Source organism: Streptomyces sp. NPDC033221, assembly GCF_055577005.1.
Genome location: NZ_JBVIQN010000005.1, coordinates 222,155 through 235,235 on the forward strand (window position 1 = coordinate 222,155; position 13,081 = coordinate 235,235).

At 73.3% G+C, this 13,081-nt stretch carries 13 protein-coding genes; 5 read left to right on the forward strand and 8 right to left on the reverse strand.

Features of this window, described 5'->3' with window-relative positions; translation table 11 throughout:
* The first annotated feature begins 172 nt into the window (after positions 1 to 172).
* On the forward strand, positions 173 to 1,816 hold the full coding sequence (locus ACZ53K_RS08635; RefSeq protein WP_468833034.1) for a DNA repair helicase XPB: 1,644 nt from the start codon (positions 173 to 175) through the stop codon (positions 1,814 to 1,816).
* Between the two features lie 130 nt (positions 1,817 to 1,946).
* On the opposite strand, the gene ACZ53K_RS08640 is transcribed toward ACZ53K_RS08635, so the two are convergent.
* Together ACZ53K_RS08640 and ACZ53K_RS08645 are read right to left on the reverse strand one after the other, a co-directional pair.
* Positions 1,947 to 3,284: a glycosyltransferase 87 family protein gene (locus tag ACZ53K_RS08640; protein WP_468833035.1), complete on the reverse strand. Its 1,338-nt coding sequence runs from the start codon at positions 3,282 to 3,284 to the stop codon at positions 1,947 to 1,949.
* A 217-nt stretch (positions 3,285 to 3,501) separates the two neighbouring features.
* Positions 3,502 to 3,693, reverse strand: coding sequence for a hypothetical protein (locus ACZ53K_RS08645; protein ID WP_468833037.1), 192 nt, complete (start codon positions 3,691 to 3,693; stop codon positions 3,502 to 3,504).
* 407 nt (positions 3,694 to 4,100) lie between these two features.
* Between ACZ53K_RS08645 and ACZ53K_RS08650 the strand changes: the two genes are divergently transcribed.
* Positions 4,101 to 6,212 carry a HelD family protein gene (locus ACZ53K_RS08650; protein WP_468833038.1) on the forward strand — a complete coding sequence of 704 codons (2,112 nt, stop codon included), beginning with the start codon at positions 4,101 to 4,103 and terminating at the stop codon, positions 6,210 to 6,212.
* 10 nt (positions 6,213 to 6,222) lie between these two features.
* On the opposite strand, the gene ACZ53K_RS08655 is transcribed toward ACZ53K_RS08650, so the two are convergent.
* On the reverse strand, positions 6,223 to 6,606 hold the full coding sequence (locus tag ACZ53K_RS08655) for an ArsR/SmtB family transcription factor (RefSeq protein ID WP_468833040.1): 384 nt from the start codon (positions 6,604 to 6,606) through the stop codon (positions 6,223 to 6,225).
* Between the two features lie 89 nt (positions 6,607 to 6,695).
* On the opposite strand from ACZ53K_RS08655, the gene ACZ53K_RS08660 reads away from it, so the two are divergent.
* Positions 6,696 to 7,922 carry an MFS transporter gene (locus tag ACZ53K_RS08660; RefSeq protein WP_468833041.1) on the forward strand — a complete coding sequence of 409 codons (1,227 nt, stop codon included), beginning with the start codon at positions 6,696 to 6,698 and terminating at the stop codon, positions 7,920 to 7,922.
* Here the strand turns inward: ACZ53K_RS08660 and ACZ53K_RS08665 are convergent.
* A complete protein-coding gene (locus tag ACZ53K_RS08665; RefSeq protein WP_468833043.1) occupies positions 7,919 to 8,623 on the reverse strand; it encodes a copper homeostasis protein CutC in 705 nt (234 codons plus the stop codon). The two genes, ACZ53K_RS08660 and ACZ53K_RS08665, sit on opposite strands and share 4 nt — an antisense overlap.
* Positions 8,624 to 8,807: 184 nt before the next feature.
* Here ACZ53K_RS08665 and ACZ53K_RS08670 point away from each other — a divergent pair, with 184 nt between their 5' ends.
* Positions 8,808 to 9,539, forward strand: a complete 732-nt coding sequence (locus ACZ53K_RS08670; protein WP_468833044.1) for an HD domain-containing protein — start codon at positions 8,808 to 8,810, stop codon at positions 9,537 to 9,539.
* On the opposite strand, the gene ACZ53K_RS08675 is transcribed toward ACZ53K_RS08670, so the two are convergent.
* Positions 9,526 to 10,347 carry a cytochrome c oxidase assembly protein gene (locus ACZ53K_RS08675; protein ID WP_468833046.1) on the reverse strand — a complete coding sequence of 274 codons (822 nt, stop codon included), beginning with the start codon at positions 10,345 to 10,347 and terminating at the stop codon, positions 9,526 to 9,528. The genes ACZ53K_RS08670 and ACZ53K_RS08675 overlap by 14 nt on opposite strands.
* On the reverse strand, positions 10,344 to 10,826 hold the full coding sequence (locus tag ACZ53K_RS08680; RefSeq protein WP_468833047.1) for a DUF2243 domain-containing protein: 483 nt from the start codon (positions 10,824 to 10,826) through the stop codon (positions 10,344 to 10,346). Before ACZ53K_RS08680 ends, ACZ53K_RS08675 begins: the two co-directional genes overlap by 4 nt.
* A 225-nt stretch (positions 10,827 to 11,051) precedes the next feature.
* Between ACZ53K_RS08680 and ACZ53K_RS08685 the strand changes: the two genes are divergently transcribed.
* On the forward strand, positions 11,052 to 12,305 hold the full coding sequence (locus ACZ53K_RS08685) for a Cmx/CmrA family chloramphenicol efflux MFS transporter (protein WP_468833048.1): 1,254 nt from the start codon (positions 11,052 to 11,054) through the stop codon (positions 12,303 to 12,305).
* A 39-nt stretch (positions 12,306 to 12,344) separates the two neighbouring features.
* On the opposite strand, the gene ACZ53K_RS08690 is transcribed toward ACZ53K_RS08685, so the two are convergent.
* Together ACZ53K_RS08690 and ACZ53K_RS08695 are read right to left on the reverse strand one after the other, a co-directional pair.
* Positions 12,345 to 12,626 (reverse strand): DUF4031 domain-containing protein, encoded by a 282-nt coding sequence (locus ACZ53K_RS08690; RefSeq protein ID WP_468833050.1) that lies wholly within the window; start codon positions 12,624 to 12,626, stop codon positions 12,345 to 12,347.
* A gap of 1 nt (position 12,627) precedes the next feature.
* Positions 12,628 to 12,990, reverse strand: coding sequence for a hypothetical protein (locus tag ACZ53K_RS08695; protein WP_468833051.1), 363 nt, complete (start codon positions 12,988 to 12,990; stop codon positions 12,628 to 12,630).
* Between the last annotated feature and the right edge of the window lie 91 nt (positions 12,991 to 13,081).

Here is a 13,081-nt window from a genome sequence, read left to right on the forward strand (position 1 = left end):
TAGTGATCCTCGTGAGCCACGCTCATCACGCCACCTCCTCAGCGGGAACCAACCAACGCCATCAGTGTGGCGCTCGCCACTGACATCCCGCCGCTCGCTTCGTTCCCGCCCACTCGCCCGAGTGCGCGACACTGGAGGCTTGCCCGAATCGGACCGCACGGAAGGGCTCCGCGTGAACGGACCTCTCATCGTCCAGAGCGACAAGACGCTGCTGCTGGAAGTCGACCACGAGCAGGCGGAGGCGTGCCGGCGGGCCATCGCGCCGTTCGCGGAGCTGGAGCGGGCGCCCGAGCACATGCACACGTACCGGGTGACGCCGCTCGGGCTGTGGAACGCGCGGGCCGCCGGGCACGACGCCGAGCAGGTCGTGGACGCGCTGGTCGGGTTCTCGCGGTACCCGGTGCCGCACGCGCTGCTGGTGGACATCGCCGAGACCATGTCGCGGTACGGGCGGCTGACGCTGTCCAAGCACCCGGCGCACGGGCTGGTGCTCACCACCACCGACCGGCCGGTGCTGGAGGAGATCCTGCGGTCGAAGAAGGTGCAGCCGCTGGTGGGGGCGCGGCTGGACCCGGACACGGTGGTGGTGCACCCGTCCGAGCGCGGGCAGATCAAGCAGACGCTGCTCAAGCTGGGCTGGCCGGCCGAGGACCTGGCCGGTTACGTGGACGGCGAGGCCCACGCGATCGCCCTGGACGAGTCCGGCTGGTCGCTGCGGCCGTATCAGCAGCAGGCCGTCGAGGGGTTCTGGCACGGCGGTTCGGGTGTCGTCGTACTGCCGTGTGGTGCGGGAAAGACGCTGGTGGGGGCCGGTGCGATGGCACAGGCCCAGGCGACCACGCTGATCCTGGTCACCAACACCGTCTCGGCGCGGCAGTGGAAGCACGAGCTGGTGAAGCGGACCTCGCTGACCGAGGACGAGATCGGCGAGTACAGCGGTACGAAGAAGGAGATCCGGCCGGTCACCATCGCGACGTACCAGGTGCTGACGACCAAGCGGAAGGGCGTCTACCCGCACCTGGAGCTGTTCGACTCGCGGGACTGGGGGCTGATCATCTACGACGAGGTGCATCTGCTGCCGGCGCCGGTCTTCAAGTTCACGGCCGATCTGCAGGCCCGGCGGCGGCTGGGGCTGACCGCGACGCTGGTGCGGGAGGACGGGCGCGAGTCGGACGTCTTCTCGCTGATCGGCCCGAAGCGCTTCGACGCGCCGTGGAAGGAGATCGAGGCGCAGGGGTACATCGCGCCGGCGGACTGCGTCGAGGTGCGGGTCAATCTGACCGAGTCGGAGCGGCTGGCGTACGCCACGGCCGAGACCGAGGAGAAGTACCGGTACTGCGCGACGACGGCCAGCAAGCAGAGCGTGACCGAGGCGCTGGTACGGCGGCACAAGGGCGAGCAGACCCTGGTCATCGGGCAGTACATCGACCAGCTCGACGAACTGGGCGAGCACCTGGGCGCGCCGGTCATCAAGGGCGAGACGTCCAACGCGCAGCGCGAGAAGCTCTTCGACGCCTTCCGGCAGGGCGAGCTGTCCGTGCTGGTCGTCTCCAAGGTCGCGAACTTCTCGATCGACCTGCCGGAGGCGACGGTCGCGATCCAGGTGTCCGGCACGTTCGGGTCCCGGCAGGAGGAGGCGCAGCGGCTGGGGCGGGTGCTGCGGCCGAAGGCGGACGGGCACGAGGCACGGTTCTACTCGGTCGTCGCCCGCGACACCGTCGACCAGGACTTCGCGGCGCACCGGCAGCGCTTCCTGGCGGAGCAGGGGTACGCGTACCGGATCGTGGACGCGACGGAGCTGCTGGCGGAGGGGTGAGCCGAACGGGACGGTGAGCCCGGCCGGGACTGCCGGTGCGGTGAGCGGCGGGCCGGGGGCTTTCAGCGAGCGCCCGGCCGCGGACGTGCCGGTCTCCGTCCGGGGCCGGGCCCGCCTCACGCGTCACGCGTCAGCGTTCGGGTATGCGGGTGCTCAGCTCGCGGGGCGGGCGGGCGGTGCGCGGCAACGGGAACGGGCGGCGGACCAGGGAGGACAGCGGGGCGGCCGGGGCCCGGCGGCTCCACCAGGCGACCGCCGCCAGCATGGCCAGACCCAGGAGCGGATACGGGGATGCCAGCGGCTGCTGCCACCAGGAGAGCTTCAGGTCGAGGTCGCCCTGGTGCGGGAGCACCCACATCGTGCGGGCCGTGAAGGCGACCGCCACCACCGCGAGCAGGGCGCGGCGCCACCGTACGCCGCGGACGTGCGCCCCGAGGGCGACCAGCAGCGGCACGCACCACACCCAGTGGTGGGACCAGCTGATCGGTGAGACGAGCAGGGCCGTGACGGCGGTGCACAGGACGCCCCAGGAGTCCAGGCCGCGCCGCAGGTACACGCGGCGGGCCACAAGGAGGCCGGCCATGCCGGTGAGCAGCGCCGCGCCCGCCCACAGCAGGCCCGGTTCCCCGGTGTGCAGACAGCGGGCCAGCAGGCCCTGCAAAGACTGGTTGTCGACGATCCACGCCTTGCCGACCCGCCCGGTCTCGAACATCCGCCGCGTCCAGAACTCCACACTGGCGTCCGGCAGAACGAGCACCCCGAGCAGCACGGAGCACCCGAAGCCGGCCAGGGCGGTGAAGGCGGCCCGCACCCGGCCGGTGATCAGCAGGTAGACGGCGAACACGGCCGGGGTGAGCTTGATGCCCGTGGCGATGCCGACGGCGAAGCCCTTCAGCCGGGCGCCGTCCGGGCGGCTCAGGTCCCACAGGACGAGGCAGGTCAGGGCGATGTTGATCTGGCCGAAGACGAGCGTCTGGAAGAGCGGTTCGAGCCAGAGGGCGACGGCGGTGGCGGCGATCACGGCGGGTACCGTCCGTGCGCGCAGCAGCCGGGACGCGCCGCGGGGGCCGCTGGTGCCGGTGGTGTAGGCGGCCTTGTACGAGAGGTGCAGCAGGACCGGGACAAGGGCGACGTTGACGAGGACGGAGGCGACCTTGAGAGCGCCGACCGGGAGCCAGGTCGTCGGGATGAAGAGCAGGGCGGCGAAGGGCGGGTAGGTGGCGGGCAGGTTCCACTCGGTGACGGTGAAGCCGTACAGGTCACCGCCTGCCGCTGCGGCCTCGCCTTCGGCACGGTAGACCACTATGTCCGACATGGACAGGTTCACCAGCCGGAATACGGCGGCCAGCCCGGCCAGGGACACCACGAGCAGTACCGCCGCGGCGATCGTCTTCTTGTCCGGGCTCGTGAGATGCCGCGTCCACGGCCGTCTGTGCGGTAGCGACCGCGTCCCCTCGGCGGCAGACACTTGTTTGGCCCCTCCTCGTCGCCGGACGCACGCTGTCTGCGGCGACGCTAGTCGATCGAGACCGACTGGTTGTAACGGTTTCCGGTCATCCGGACGCTGGTTGCGTATCGGTCGAGGGCCGGAGAGGGCCTGTATCCGGGGGTTTTCCGCGTACTCGGAGCCGCCCGCGGAGCCGGACTCGGTTCGGGTTCGGGTTCGGTTCGACTTCGTTCCGGGCTCAGTCCTCCGCGTACTCCCCGAGGAGGACGACGCTGACCGCGGCGGCGGCGAAGACCTTGACCGCGCGGAAGACGTTGCCGACGATGTGGCGCTGCTCGTGGGAGTGCGACGCGCGGGTGGCATCGGGGCCGAGGGCGGTGGCGCCGTTGGCCGGGTGCAGGGTGCCTGGGGTGATGGTTGCGCTGCTCATGTCTCCATGATGGATTTCGCGGCGCGGCGGCACATCGGCCCACGGGCCCATCCCTGACCGGCCTTTGGTCAGTCCCCGGACCCATGCCGTCCCCTACGGGAGATGTACGGGCGGGGCGGAAAATCTCAGGGTTGCCGCGACGATCGCCGCGGTCCGTGCCGCAGTCCGTATCGCCGCCGGCCGGCCCCGCCGCGGAAATCCGTTGGCGCCCCCCGATACCTGCTGGCTACAATCGCCGGTCTGCCCGCCTCCCTCAGAGCCTGAGCGGAGTGCCCCCGGCCGCACGGAAACCGGCCGGATTCCGCTTCACGCAGCTGAACGCATTCGAACGTACCTGAACGCATCTGCAGACGCCTACGAGTACGCCGTCACGTACGTACGTAGCCGGATCCGCCGGAGGCAACACCGTGCCCTCGCACGCCCATGACCAGGCGCCCGCCCCGTCCCAGGACCAGGCCCGGCCCCGCGACCCGTCCGACCCCCTGGAACGCGAACGCGCCCACCTGGCCGGCTCCCGGGCGGCGCTGCGCGCCATGCGCCGGGACGCCGAGGCGCTCAACATCGCGGACGTCACCGCGAACTGGGTCAACGCCGAAGTGCTCCAGGGCGAGGTGGACGCCCGGATCAAGGCGCTCGCCGACCTGGCCCACACCCCGCTCTTCTTCGGCCGCCTGGACTATCTGCACGCGCCGGGCGTGGAAGCGGCCGAGGGCGCGGCGGGTGAGAACTTCTACATCGGCCGCCGGCACGTCCACGACGCCGACGGCGATCCGATGGTCATCGACTGGCGTGCGCCGGTCTCCCAGCCGTTCTACCGGGCCTCGAAGAAGGACCCGATGGACCTCAGGCTGCGCCGCCGCTTCGGCTACACGGCCGGGCAGCTGACCGCGTACGAGGACGAGCACCTGACCGACCCGGCGGAGGCGGAGCAGCACAGCAAGCTGCTCCAGTCCGAGATCGAACGGCCGCGCGTGGGCCCGATGCGGGACATCGTCGCGACGATCCAGCCGGAGCAGGACGAGATCGTGCGCGCCGGGATCGCCGGCACGGTCTGCGTCCAGGGGGCGCCGGGCACCGGCAAGACGGCGGTGGGCCTGCACCGGGTCGCGTACCTGCTGTACGCGCACCGCGAGCGCCTCGCCCGCTCCGGCACGCTCGTCATCGGCCCGAACAGCTCCTTCCTGCACTACATCGAGCAGGTGCTGCCCGCGCTGGGCGAGCTGGAGGTCAAGCAGGCCACGGTCGACGATCTGGTGGCGCACGTCGAGGTGCGCGGTACGGACGACGCGGCGGCGGCGACGGTCAAGGGCGACGCGCGGCTGGCCCGGGTACTGCGGCGGGCGCTGCGGTCGCACGTGCGGATGCCGTCCGAGGCGTGCGTGGTGGTGCGCGGTTCGCGGCGCTGGCGGGTGCCGGCGTACGAGATCGAGGAGATCGTCGAGGAGTTGCTGCGCCGCGACATCCGGTACGGCGCGGCCCGGGAGGCCCTGCCGCAGCGGATCGCGCACACGGTGCTCGTACGGATGGAGCAGGCGGGCGAGGCGCCGGACGACCGGGTGCAGGACGCGGTGGCGCGCAGCGCGGCGGTCAAGGCCGTGGTCAAGGAGGTGTGGCCGCCGGTCGACCCGGCCAAGCTGGTGCTGCGGCTGCTGGGCGACGCGGAGTTCCTGGCCGAGCAGGCGGCGGGCATCCTGACGCCGGAGGAGCAGAAGACGATCCTGTGGGCGAAGCCGGCGCGCAGCGTGAAGGGCGCCAAGTGGTCGGCGGCGGACGCGGTGCTGATCGACGAGGCGGCCGACCTGGTCTCCCGTACGCACTCCCTGGGCCATGTGGTGCTGGACGAGGCGCAGGACCTGTCGCCGATGCAGTACCGGGCGGTGGGGCGGCGCTGTACGACCGGTTCGGCGACGATCCTGGGCGACATCGCGCAGGGCACCACGCCGTGGTCCACGGACACCTGGGAGGAGGCGCTGGCCCACCTGGGCAAGCCGGGCGCGCCGGTCGAGGAGCTGACGCTGGGCTTCCGGGTGCCGCGCGAGGTGATCGCGTACGCCTCGCGGCTGCTGCCCGCGATCGCCCCCGACCTCACCGAGGCCACGTCCATCCGCGAGTCCGCGGGGGACTTCGCGATCCGGCCGGTGCCGGCGGCGGAGCTGGACGACGCGGTCATGGACGCCTGCCGCGAAGCGCTGGCCAAGGAAGGATCGATCGGCCTGATCGCGGCCGAGGCCCGGCTGCCCGCACTGCGCGCGGCCCTGGAGGCGGCGGGTCTGGCCGTCCTGGCGCCCGGCGAGGAGACCTCGGCCGAGGCCCGGCTGACCCTGGTCCCGGCCACGCTCGCCAAGGGCCTCGAATACGACTACGTGGTGCTGGACGAGCCCGCCGCGATCGTCGACGGCGAACCGGACGAGCGCACCGGTCTGCGCCGCCTGTACGTCTGCCTGACCCGGCCGGTCTCCGGGCTGGCGGTGGTGCACGCGGCCCCGCTGCCGGAGCGGCTCGGCACGTCCGCCGGGTGAGCCGGTCCGGTCACTGCTCCGGGGCCGGCATGGCGGCCAGGAGCGACTCCACCAGCCCGGGGAACCTGGCGTCGAGGTCGGCGCGGCGCAACCGTACGTAGCGGTTGCGCCCGACGGCGCGGGTCGAGGCGAGCCCGGCCTCGCGCATGATCCGCATGTGGTGGGAGACCGTCGACTTGTGCAGGTGGTTCAGGCCCAGGCGTTCGGAGGAGCAGTCGTACTGCTCGCCCGTCGCGTAGACCCGGAAGAGGTGCATCCGGGTCGGGTCCCCCAGCGCGTGCAGCACCTTGACCAGCTCGATGTCGGCGGTCTCCGGCTGCGGCAGCAGCTGTTCCTCCTCGTCCGCCACGGTGTTCTCCTCTCCCTGCCGGGTCTCGGACTGTTTGACAATCATCCAACAATCCATATCGTTTGACGCACATCAAACTTTACCCGCCGTCGCGGCTGCCCCATCCGTCGCACGCCGTACCGGGAAGGACACCCGTGCGTCTTCGTCTGCTTCTGCTCGCCCTCGGCGCGTTCGCCGTCGGGACCGACACCATGGTGATGGCCGGCCTCCTCGGCGACATCTCCGCCGACCTGGAGATCTCCGTACCGGCCGCGGGCCAGCTGGTCACCGTCTTCGCACTCGGGTACGCGGTGCTCGCCCCGCCGCTCGCCACCGTGACGGCCCGCTGGCCGCGGCAGCGGCTGCTGCTCACCGGACTCACCGTCTTCACCCTGGGCAACGCGCTGAGCGCCCTCGCCCCCACCTACCCGCTGCTGCTCGCGACGCGGGTGCTGGCCGCGGCCGGCGCCGCGCTCTACACCCCGGCCGCCAGCGCGGCCGCCGCCTCGATCGTGCCGCCCGAGCGCCGCGGCCGGGCGCTGGCCACGGTCATGGGCGGGATGACGGTCGCCACCGCGCTCGGCGTCCCCCTCGGCACCTACATCGGCGAGGCCGACTGGCGGCTGACGATGTGGCTCGTCGTCGTGCTCGGCGCCGTGGCGCTCGGCGGCCTCGCCGTACTGCTGCGCGGCATCCCCGCCCCGACGGCCGCACCCGGCCTGCGCGAACGCCTGGTGCCGCTGGGCAACCGCCGCGTCCTGGGCGGCGTCGGCACCACGTTCCTCTTCTTCCTCGCGGTGCAGAGCGTCTACATCTACCTGGCGACCGCGGTACGTCCGGCGACCGGCGGCGACGCGGGCCGGCTGACCCTGATCATGTTCGCCGGAGGGCTGTCCTCGGTCGCGGGCAGCTGGCTGGGCGGCCGGGCGGTGGACCGGCTCGGCGTACGGCCCGTCATGGTCACCGGCGCGACGGTGGCGGCGGCCGGCTACCTCGCCCTGCCCTGGCTGTCCCTGACCATGGCGGGCGCACTCGTGTACGTTCTGGCCGTCCAGCTCTTCGCCTGGGCGATGGCCGTCTCGCTGGCCCACCGGATGGCGTCCCTCGACCCGGCCAACGCGCCGCTGCTGCTCTCGCTCAACAGCAGCGTCCTGTACCTGGGGATGGCGGCGGGCGGCGGCGTGGGCAGTGCGGCCGTCGGACTGCTGGGGCCGCGATGGTTCCCGCTGGTGTCCGGGGGGCTCGCCCTGCTGGCTCTGGCCTCGGCGGTGGTGACGACGCGGCGGCGGGCGGCGGCTGCTGCTGCTCCTGCGGCCTCCGCAGACGCATCGGCGCTGCGGCCCCATACGGAACCGCAACACCCGTCCCCCGCCCAGCTCTAGACCGGCACCCCCTCCAGCGCCTCCCGCCACGCCGCCACGGCCCCCGCGTCCACCGGCGCCGTCCAGCCGGAGGGGCGTGCCGCGCCGCCGATGTGGAAGGCGTCGACCCCGGCCGCCAGCAGTTCCGGCAGGTGCGCGAGCACCAGTCCGCCGCCGATCAGCAGTCGCGGCTCGTAGCCGGGCACGCCGTCCGCCGTACGGGCCCGCTCGGCCAGCAGCGTCGGCAGGCCGTCCTCGACCCCGGCCGGGGACCCCGCTGTCAGGTACGTGTCCAGGCCGGGCAGCCCGGTCAGTTCCTTGCGCAGCGCGTCGCGGTCGGCGGCCCGGTCGATGGCCCGGTGGAACGTCCACCGGCAGCCGTCGACCGCGGCGGCCAGCGCCCGTACGGCCGCCAGGTCGGGCCGCCCGTCCGCACCGAGGAAGCCGAAGACGAACTCCTCCGCGCCCTCGGCCCGCAGTGCCGCGGCCGACGCGCACAGAGCGTCCACGTCGCCCGCCGCGAAGCCGTCGGCGGCCCGCAGCATCACCCGTACGGGGATGTCGACGGCCGCCCGGACCGCCGCGACGGTGCGCGGCGACGGGGTGAGGCCGTCGGCGGCCATGTCGCTGACGAGTTCGAGGCGGTCCGCCCCGCCGGCCTGGGCGGCCACCGCGTCGGCGGCGTCGAGCGCGATCACCTCCAGGAGTGCGCGCTTGGTCATGGGTCCCCATTCCTTCGACGTGACGACTTCAGCAGGACGAGACGGGGTGTCGACACGACAGCGAGCGGGCGACAGGTCTAGTCCAATATCCCAGGGTACGGGCCGACCCGCCCGCGGGGACCACAACGCCCCGGTACTCGACCGGAAACCCCCTCTTGACCTCCGCGCGGGCACAATGGGCCACATGGCTCGCACGACACCTCCGTCCGGCACGGCCCACACCCACTTCGGTGGCGGCGCCGACCCGTTCCCGGACCTGCACCACCGCTGGGCCACCGCCGTCGCCGGTGCCCGCGGCGGCAGCGGCTCCGCCGACCCCGATCCGGCCCCGTACGCGGACAACCTGCTCGGCCGCTGGTCCGAGCCACAGCGCCGATATCACTCCACCGGCCACCTCATCGCCGTACTGGACCGCATCGACGAGCTGGCCGTGCACGCGACCGACCTGGACGCCGGTGTCCCCGTGGACTGGGACGCCGTCCGCCTCGCCGCCTGGTTCCACGACGCCGTCTACCGGCCCGAACGCTCCGAGAACGAGGAGCGCAGCGCCGCCCTCGCCGAACGCGCGCTGCCCGAACTGGGCATCCACGACGCCTGTACGGCCGAGGTCGCCCGTCTCGTACGCCTCACCGCGACCCACGACCCGGCCCCCGACGACCACAACGGCGCGGCCCTGTGCGACGCGGATCTCGCGGTCCTGGCAGGAGCGCCCGAGCAGTACGCGGCGTACGCCGCCGCCATCCGCGAGGAGTACGGCTTCGTGCCGGACCGGGAGTTCCGCGCCGGGCGCACCGACGTGCTGCGTCACCTTCTGGGCATGGACAGCCTGTTCCGCACGCCGTACGGCAAGCAGCAGTGGGAGCGGGTGGCCCGCCGCAACCTGACCACCGAGCTGGAGCTGCTCACCACCGGGTAGCGGCGGCCGCCGCGCCGCGCGCCCCCGCTCGGCTCGTGCGCCGTTCGCGCCGTAGTGCACGCCCCTCGGCCCGGTACCACCGGCACGCCACGACGGCCGCCAGCGCCAGTTCGACGGCATCGCCGCCGTAGTACATGACCTGCGAGGCCAGGTGCAGGTCGGCGGCGCCGAAAGAGGTGCCGGGCGGGCCCGCCGCGTACAGGGACTTGGCGAGGACGGCGTGCGCCGTGCCCGCGGCCAGCAGCACACCGGCCCGCAGGCCGAAGCCGGGACGGTGGCATACGGGGTCCAGGGCGAGCAGCCCGAAGGAGAACGCGACACCGGCCAGCAGGATGTGGATGTGCACGGCCGTGTTCAGCCAGGGGCTGTGGTGGCTGACGGACAGCAGCGGCGTGCGGTACAGCAGCCACAGCCCGCCGAAGTCGAGCAGCGCCGCCACCGGCGGCAGCACCGGGACCGTCGCCCAGCGCGAGCGGGTCAGGGCCACCAGGCCACGGCGTACGGGCACAGGCGCGGTGCGCAGGGTCAGCGTCAGCGGGCGGCCGAGCACCAGGAACAGCGGTGCCACCATGCCCACGCACAGGTGCGTGAGCATGTGCGCGGTGAACGGCGGCGCGGCGCCCCAGGGCTCGGCGACGCCCGCCACCAGGACCGCGCCGCCCGTGCAGAACAGCGCGTCCCGTCCGTACGGCCAGGCGTCCCCGCGGGCGCGCAGCCGGGCCGCCGCGGCCAGGTAGACGAGGCAGCCGAGCACGGCGGCGACGGTGACGGCCGCGGTGAAGGGCGGGGGCAGGGCGGCAGTCGTCATCGGTTGCGCGAGGTGGCGGTCGGGGCGGTGTGCGACGACGTGGTGCGTGGGGTCGCGCGGGAGGCGCGCACCAGCAGGAACGCGCCGGCCGCCAGGAGCAGTACGGCCGTCCCGTTCCACGTCCAGTCGTACGGCGCCAGGTCCACGCCGTACCGGATCTGGTGGATGCCCAGGCCCTTGTGCTGGAACGTGCCGTCATAGAGCTGGAAACCGCCCAGTCCCAGGAACAGTCCGCCCCACCAGGCCCGCGGCACCAGCGTCCCGCGGCGCCGCACGTCCGCGTAAAGGACCAGGCCCGCCACCATCGCGAGCCAGCTGCCCGCGTGGAACAGGCCGTCGGAGACCAGGCCGACGTCCGTGGTGGACTTGTCGTAGAAGTGGTGCCAGTGCAGCAGCTGATGGAACACCGTCTCGTCGATGAACGCCGCGGTGCCGATGCCCGTCAGCACGCCGCTGACCACCGTCCTCGTACGCCTCATACGCACCTCCTCGCCGTACACCTCATACGGGCCTCCTCGCCGTCGCGGGCCGGGCGGAGCCGCCGGGGTACCCCGGGCCGCGGGGGCGAAACGCCGCGGGGACCCGACCCGGCCATCCGTCCGGGACCGCCCGGTACCGTTCCGGGATCGACAGCGCGGCCGGGAATGTCAGGCGCGTCGGCACTGTTCGTGCGTGACATGCAAGACCATCCCGATCGCGCCCGCATGCCCCTCGCCGTCTACGTCCTCGGCCTCTCCGTCTTCGCCCTCGGCACCAGCGAATTCATGCTGTCGGGCATCCTCCAGCCCCTGGCCCGGGACATGGGGGTGTCCATCCCGCAGGCCGGTCTCCTGGTCTCCGCCTTCGCGATCGGCATGGTGGTCGGCGCGCCGGTGCTCGCCGGCGCCACCCTCCAACTGCCGCGCCGCACCACGCTGATCGCCCTGCTCACCGTCTTCGGACTCGGGCAGGTGGCCGGCGCGGTGGCGCCGTCGTACACCGTGCTGTTCGTGTCGCGCGTGGTCAGCGCGCTCGCCTGCGCCGGGTTCTGGGCGGTCGGCGCGGCCGTCGCGGTGTCGCTGGTGCCGGTCACGGCACGGGCCCGCGCGATGGCCGTGATGGTCGGCGGGCTGAGCATCGCCAACATCGCGGGCGTCCCGGCCGGCGCGCTGCTCGGGCAGCACGCGGGCTGGCGGTCCGCCTTCTGGGCGGTGGCGGTCCTCTCGGCGATCGGCCTGGCCGGCGTGATCGCGCTGGTGCCGCGGACGGCCGTACCGACCGGTGACGAGCGGCCCGTACTCCGCCGCGAACTGAGCATCTACCGCGACAAGCAGGTCTGGCTGGCACTGATCGGCACCGCGCTGAACGGCGCGGCGGTCTTCGCGCTGTTCTCCTACCTGGCGCCGCTGCTGACCGACACCGCGGGCCTGGCCGAGGGCAGCGTGCCGACCGTGCTGGCGCTGTTCGGTGTCGGCGCGCTGATCGGTACGTTCGTCGGCGGACGGATAGCGGACGCGCACCCGTTCGGGACGATCATCGGGGGCATCGGCGCCTCGGCCACCGTGCTGGCGCTGCTGGCCCTGACCGCGCACAACCCCATCGCCGCCGTCACGCTCTCGCTGCTGCTCGGCGTCACCGCGTTCGCCACCGCGCCGGCCCTGAACGCCCGGATGTTCAACGTGGCGACCGCCGCGCCGACGCTGGCCGGCGCGACCACCACCTCCGCCTTCAACATGGGCAACACGATCGGCCCGTGGCTCGGCGGGGTCGTCATCAGCGCGGGCTGGGGCTACCCGGCCGTCGCGTGGACGGCCGCGGCGCTCGCGACGCTGGGCGTCGCCACCACGCTCGTCGCCCTGCGGCTGCACCGCGCGAAGAGCACCTCCCGCCTGGTCGCCTCCTCGGCCGGCGCGCCGCACGCCGCGCGCACGGCGGCGGGAGCGGAGCCGGTCGAGGCGGCCCCGGCGGACCGGGGCTGAGACGGGGGCCGCGATGGGCCCGCCCGCTTCCGGGCGGGCCTACCGGCCCGCCGCCCCGCCCTCCCGGCTCTTCGGCCGGCGCAGTCCCGCGCCGCGCAGGAGGCGCACCAGCTCCCTGCTGCCGGCCTCCACCGCGCCCGCGCGCACCGCGTCCGCATGGCGCTCCGCCGGTATGTCGTAGTGATCGCGGTCGAACGCCTTGCGGGGGCAGCCGATGCGCTCCGCGAAGGCGTGCAGTTCCTCGAACGAGGCGTCGCTGACCAGGTGGGACCACATCCGGCCGTGTCCGGGCCAGGTCGGCGGGTCGATGTAGAGCGCCATGTCAGCCTCCCGCGGGGGCGCCCAGCGAGCCGACCCGCGCCACCGAGACCGCCGTCTTGGGGCAGACCCAGTGCGGGTCGGGCCCCAACTCGGGCTCGACGTCCAGGGCGTGCGGGTCACCGCCGTGCAGGCACACGGGGCACAGCGGCCAGCGGCCGTACCGCTCCAGGAGCGCGTCCTGGACGTCCTGCGCTATCAGCCCGGCCACGAACTCGGCGCCCTCGGGCCACTGCTCCACCCACCATCGGCGGTGCACCACGGAGTCCTCGACGAGCGAGACGATCTCCGCGTCGGCGACTTCGCCCGCCACCAGGTCGGCGATGACCAGGGCGCGGGCCGCGTGCAGTGCCTGTTCGAGCTCCATGCCCCCATTCTCTCCCGCACCACTGACAACCGCCGCGGAGGCCGCGCGGCCCGCGCGACGCCCGGCGGCGCGGCGTCCACAGGGTATTGAC

Coding starts and splice junctions, on each gene's coding strand:
- ACZ53K_RS08685 (WP_468833048.1), top strand. CDS start 11,052: ATGCCCCTCGCCGTCTACGTCCTCGGCCTCTCCGTCTTCGCCCTCGGC.
- ACZ53K_RS08655 (WP_468833040.1), bottom strand. CDS start 6,606: ATGATTGTCAAACAGTCCGAGACCCGGCAGGGAGAGGAGAACACCGTG.
- ACZ53K_RS08645 (WP_468833037.1), bottom strand. CDS start 3,693: ATGAGCAGCGCAACCATCACCCCAGGCACCCTGCACCCGGCCAACGGC.
- ACZ53K_RS08680 (WP_468833047.1), bottom strand. CDS start 10,826: ATGAGGCGTACGAGGACGGTGGTCAGCGGCGTGCTGACGGGCATCGGC.
- ACZ53K_RS08670 (WP_468833044.1), top strand. CDS start 8,808: ATGGCTCGCACGACACCTCCGTCCGGCACGGCCCACACCCACTTCGGT.
- ACZ53K_RS08690 (WP_468833050.1), bottom strand. CDS start 12,626: ATGGCGCTCTACATCGACCCGCCGACCTGGCCCGGACACGGCCGGATG.
- ACZ53K_RS08665 (WP_468833043.1), bottom strand. CDS start 8,623: ATGACCAAGCGCGCACTCCTGGAGGTGATCGCGCTCGACGCCGCCGAC.
- ACZ53K_RS08695 (WP_468833051.1), bottom strand. CDS start 12,990: ATGGAGCTCGAACAGGCACTGCACGCGGCCCGCGCCCTGGTCATCGCC.
- ACZ53K_RS08675 (WP_468833046.1), bottom strand. CDS start 10,347: ATGACGACTGCCGCCCTGCCCCCGCCCTTCACCGCGGCCGTCACCGTC.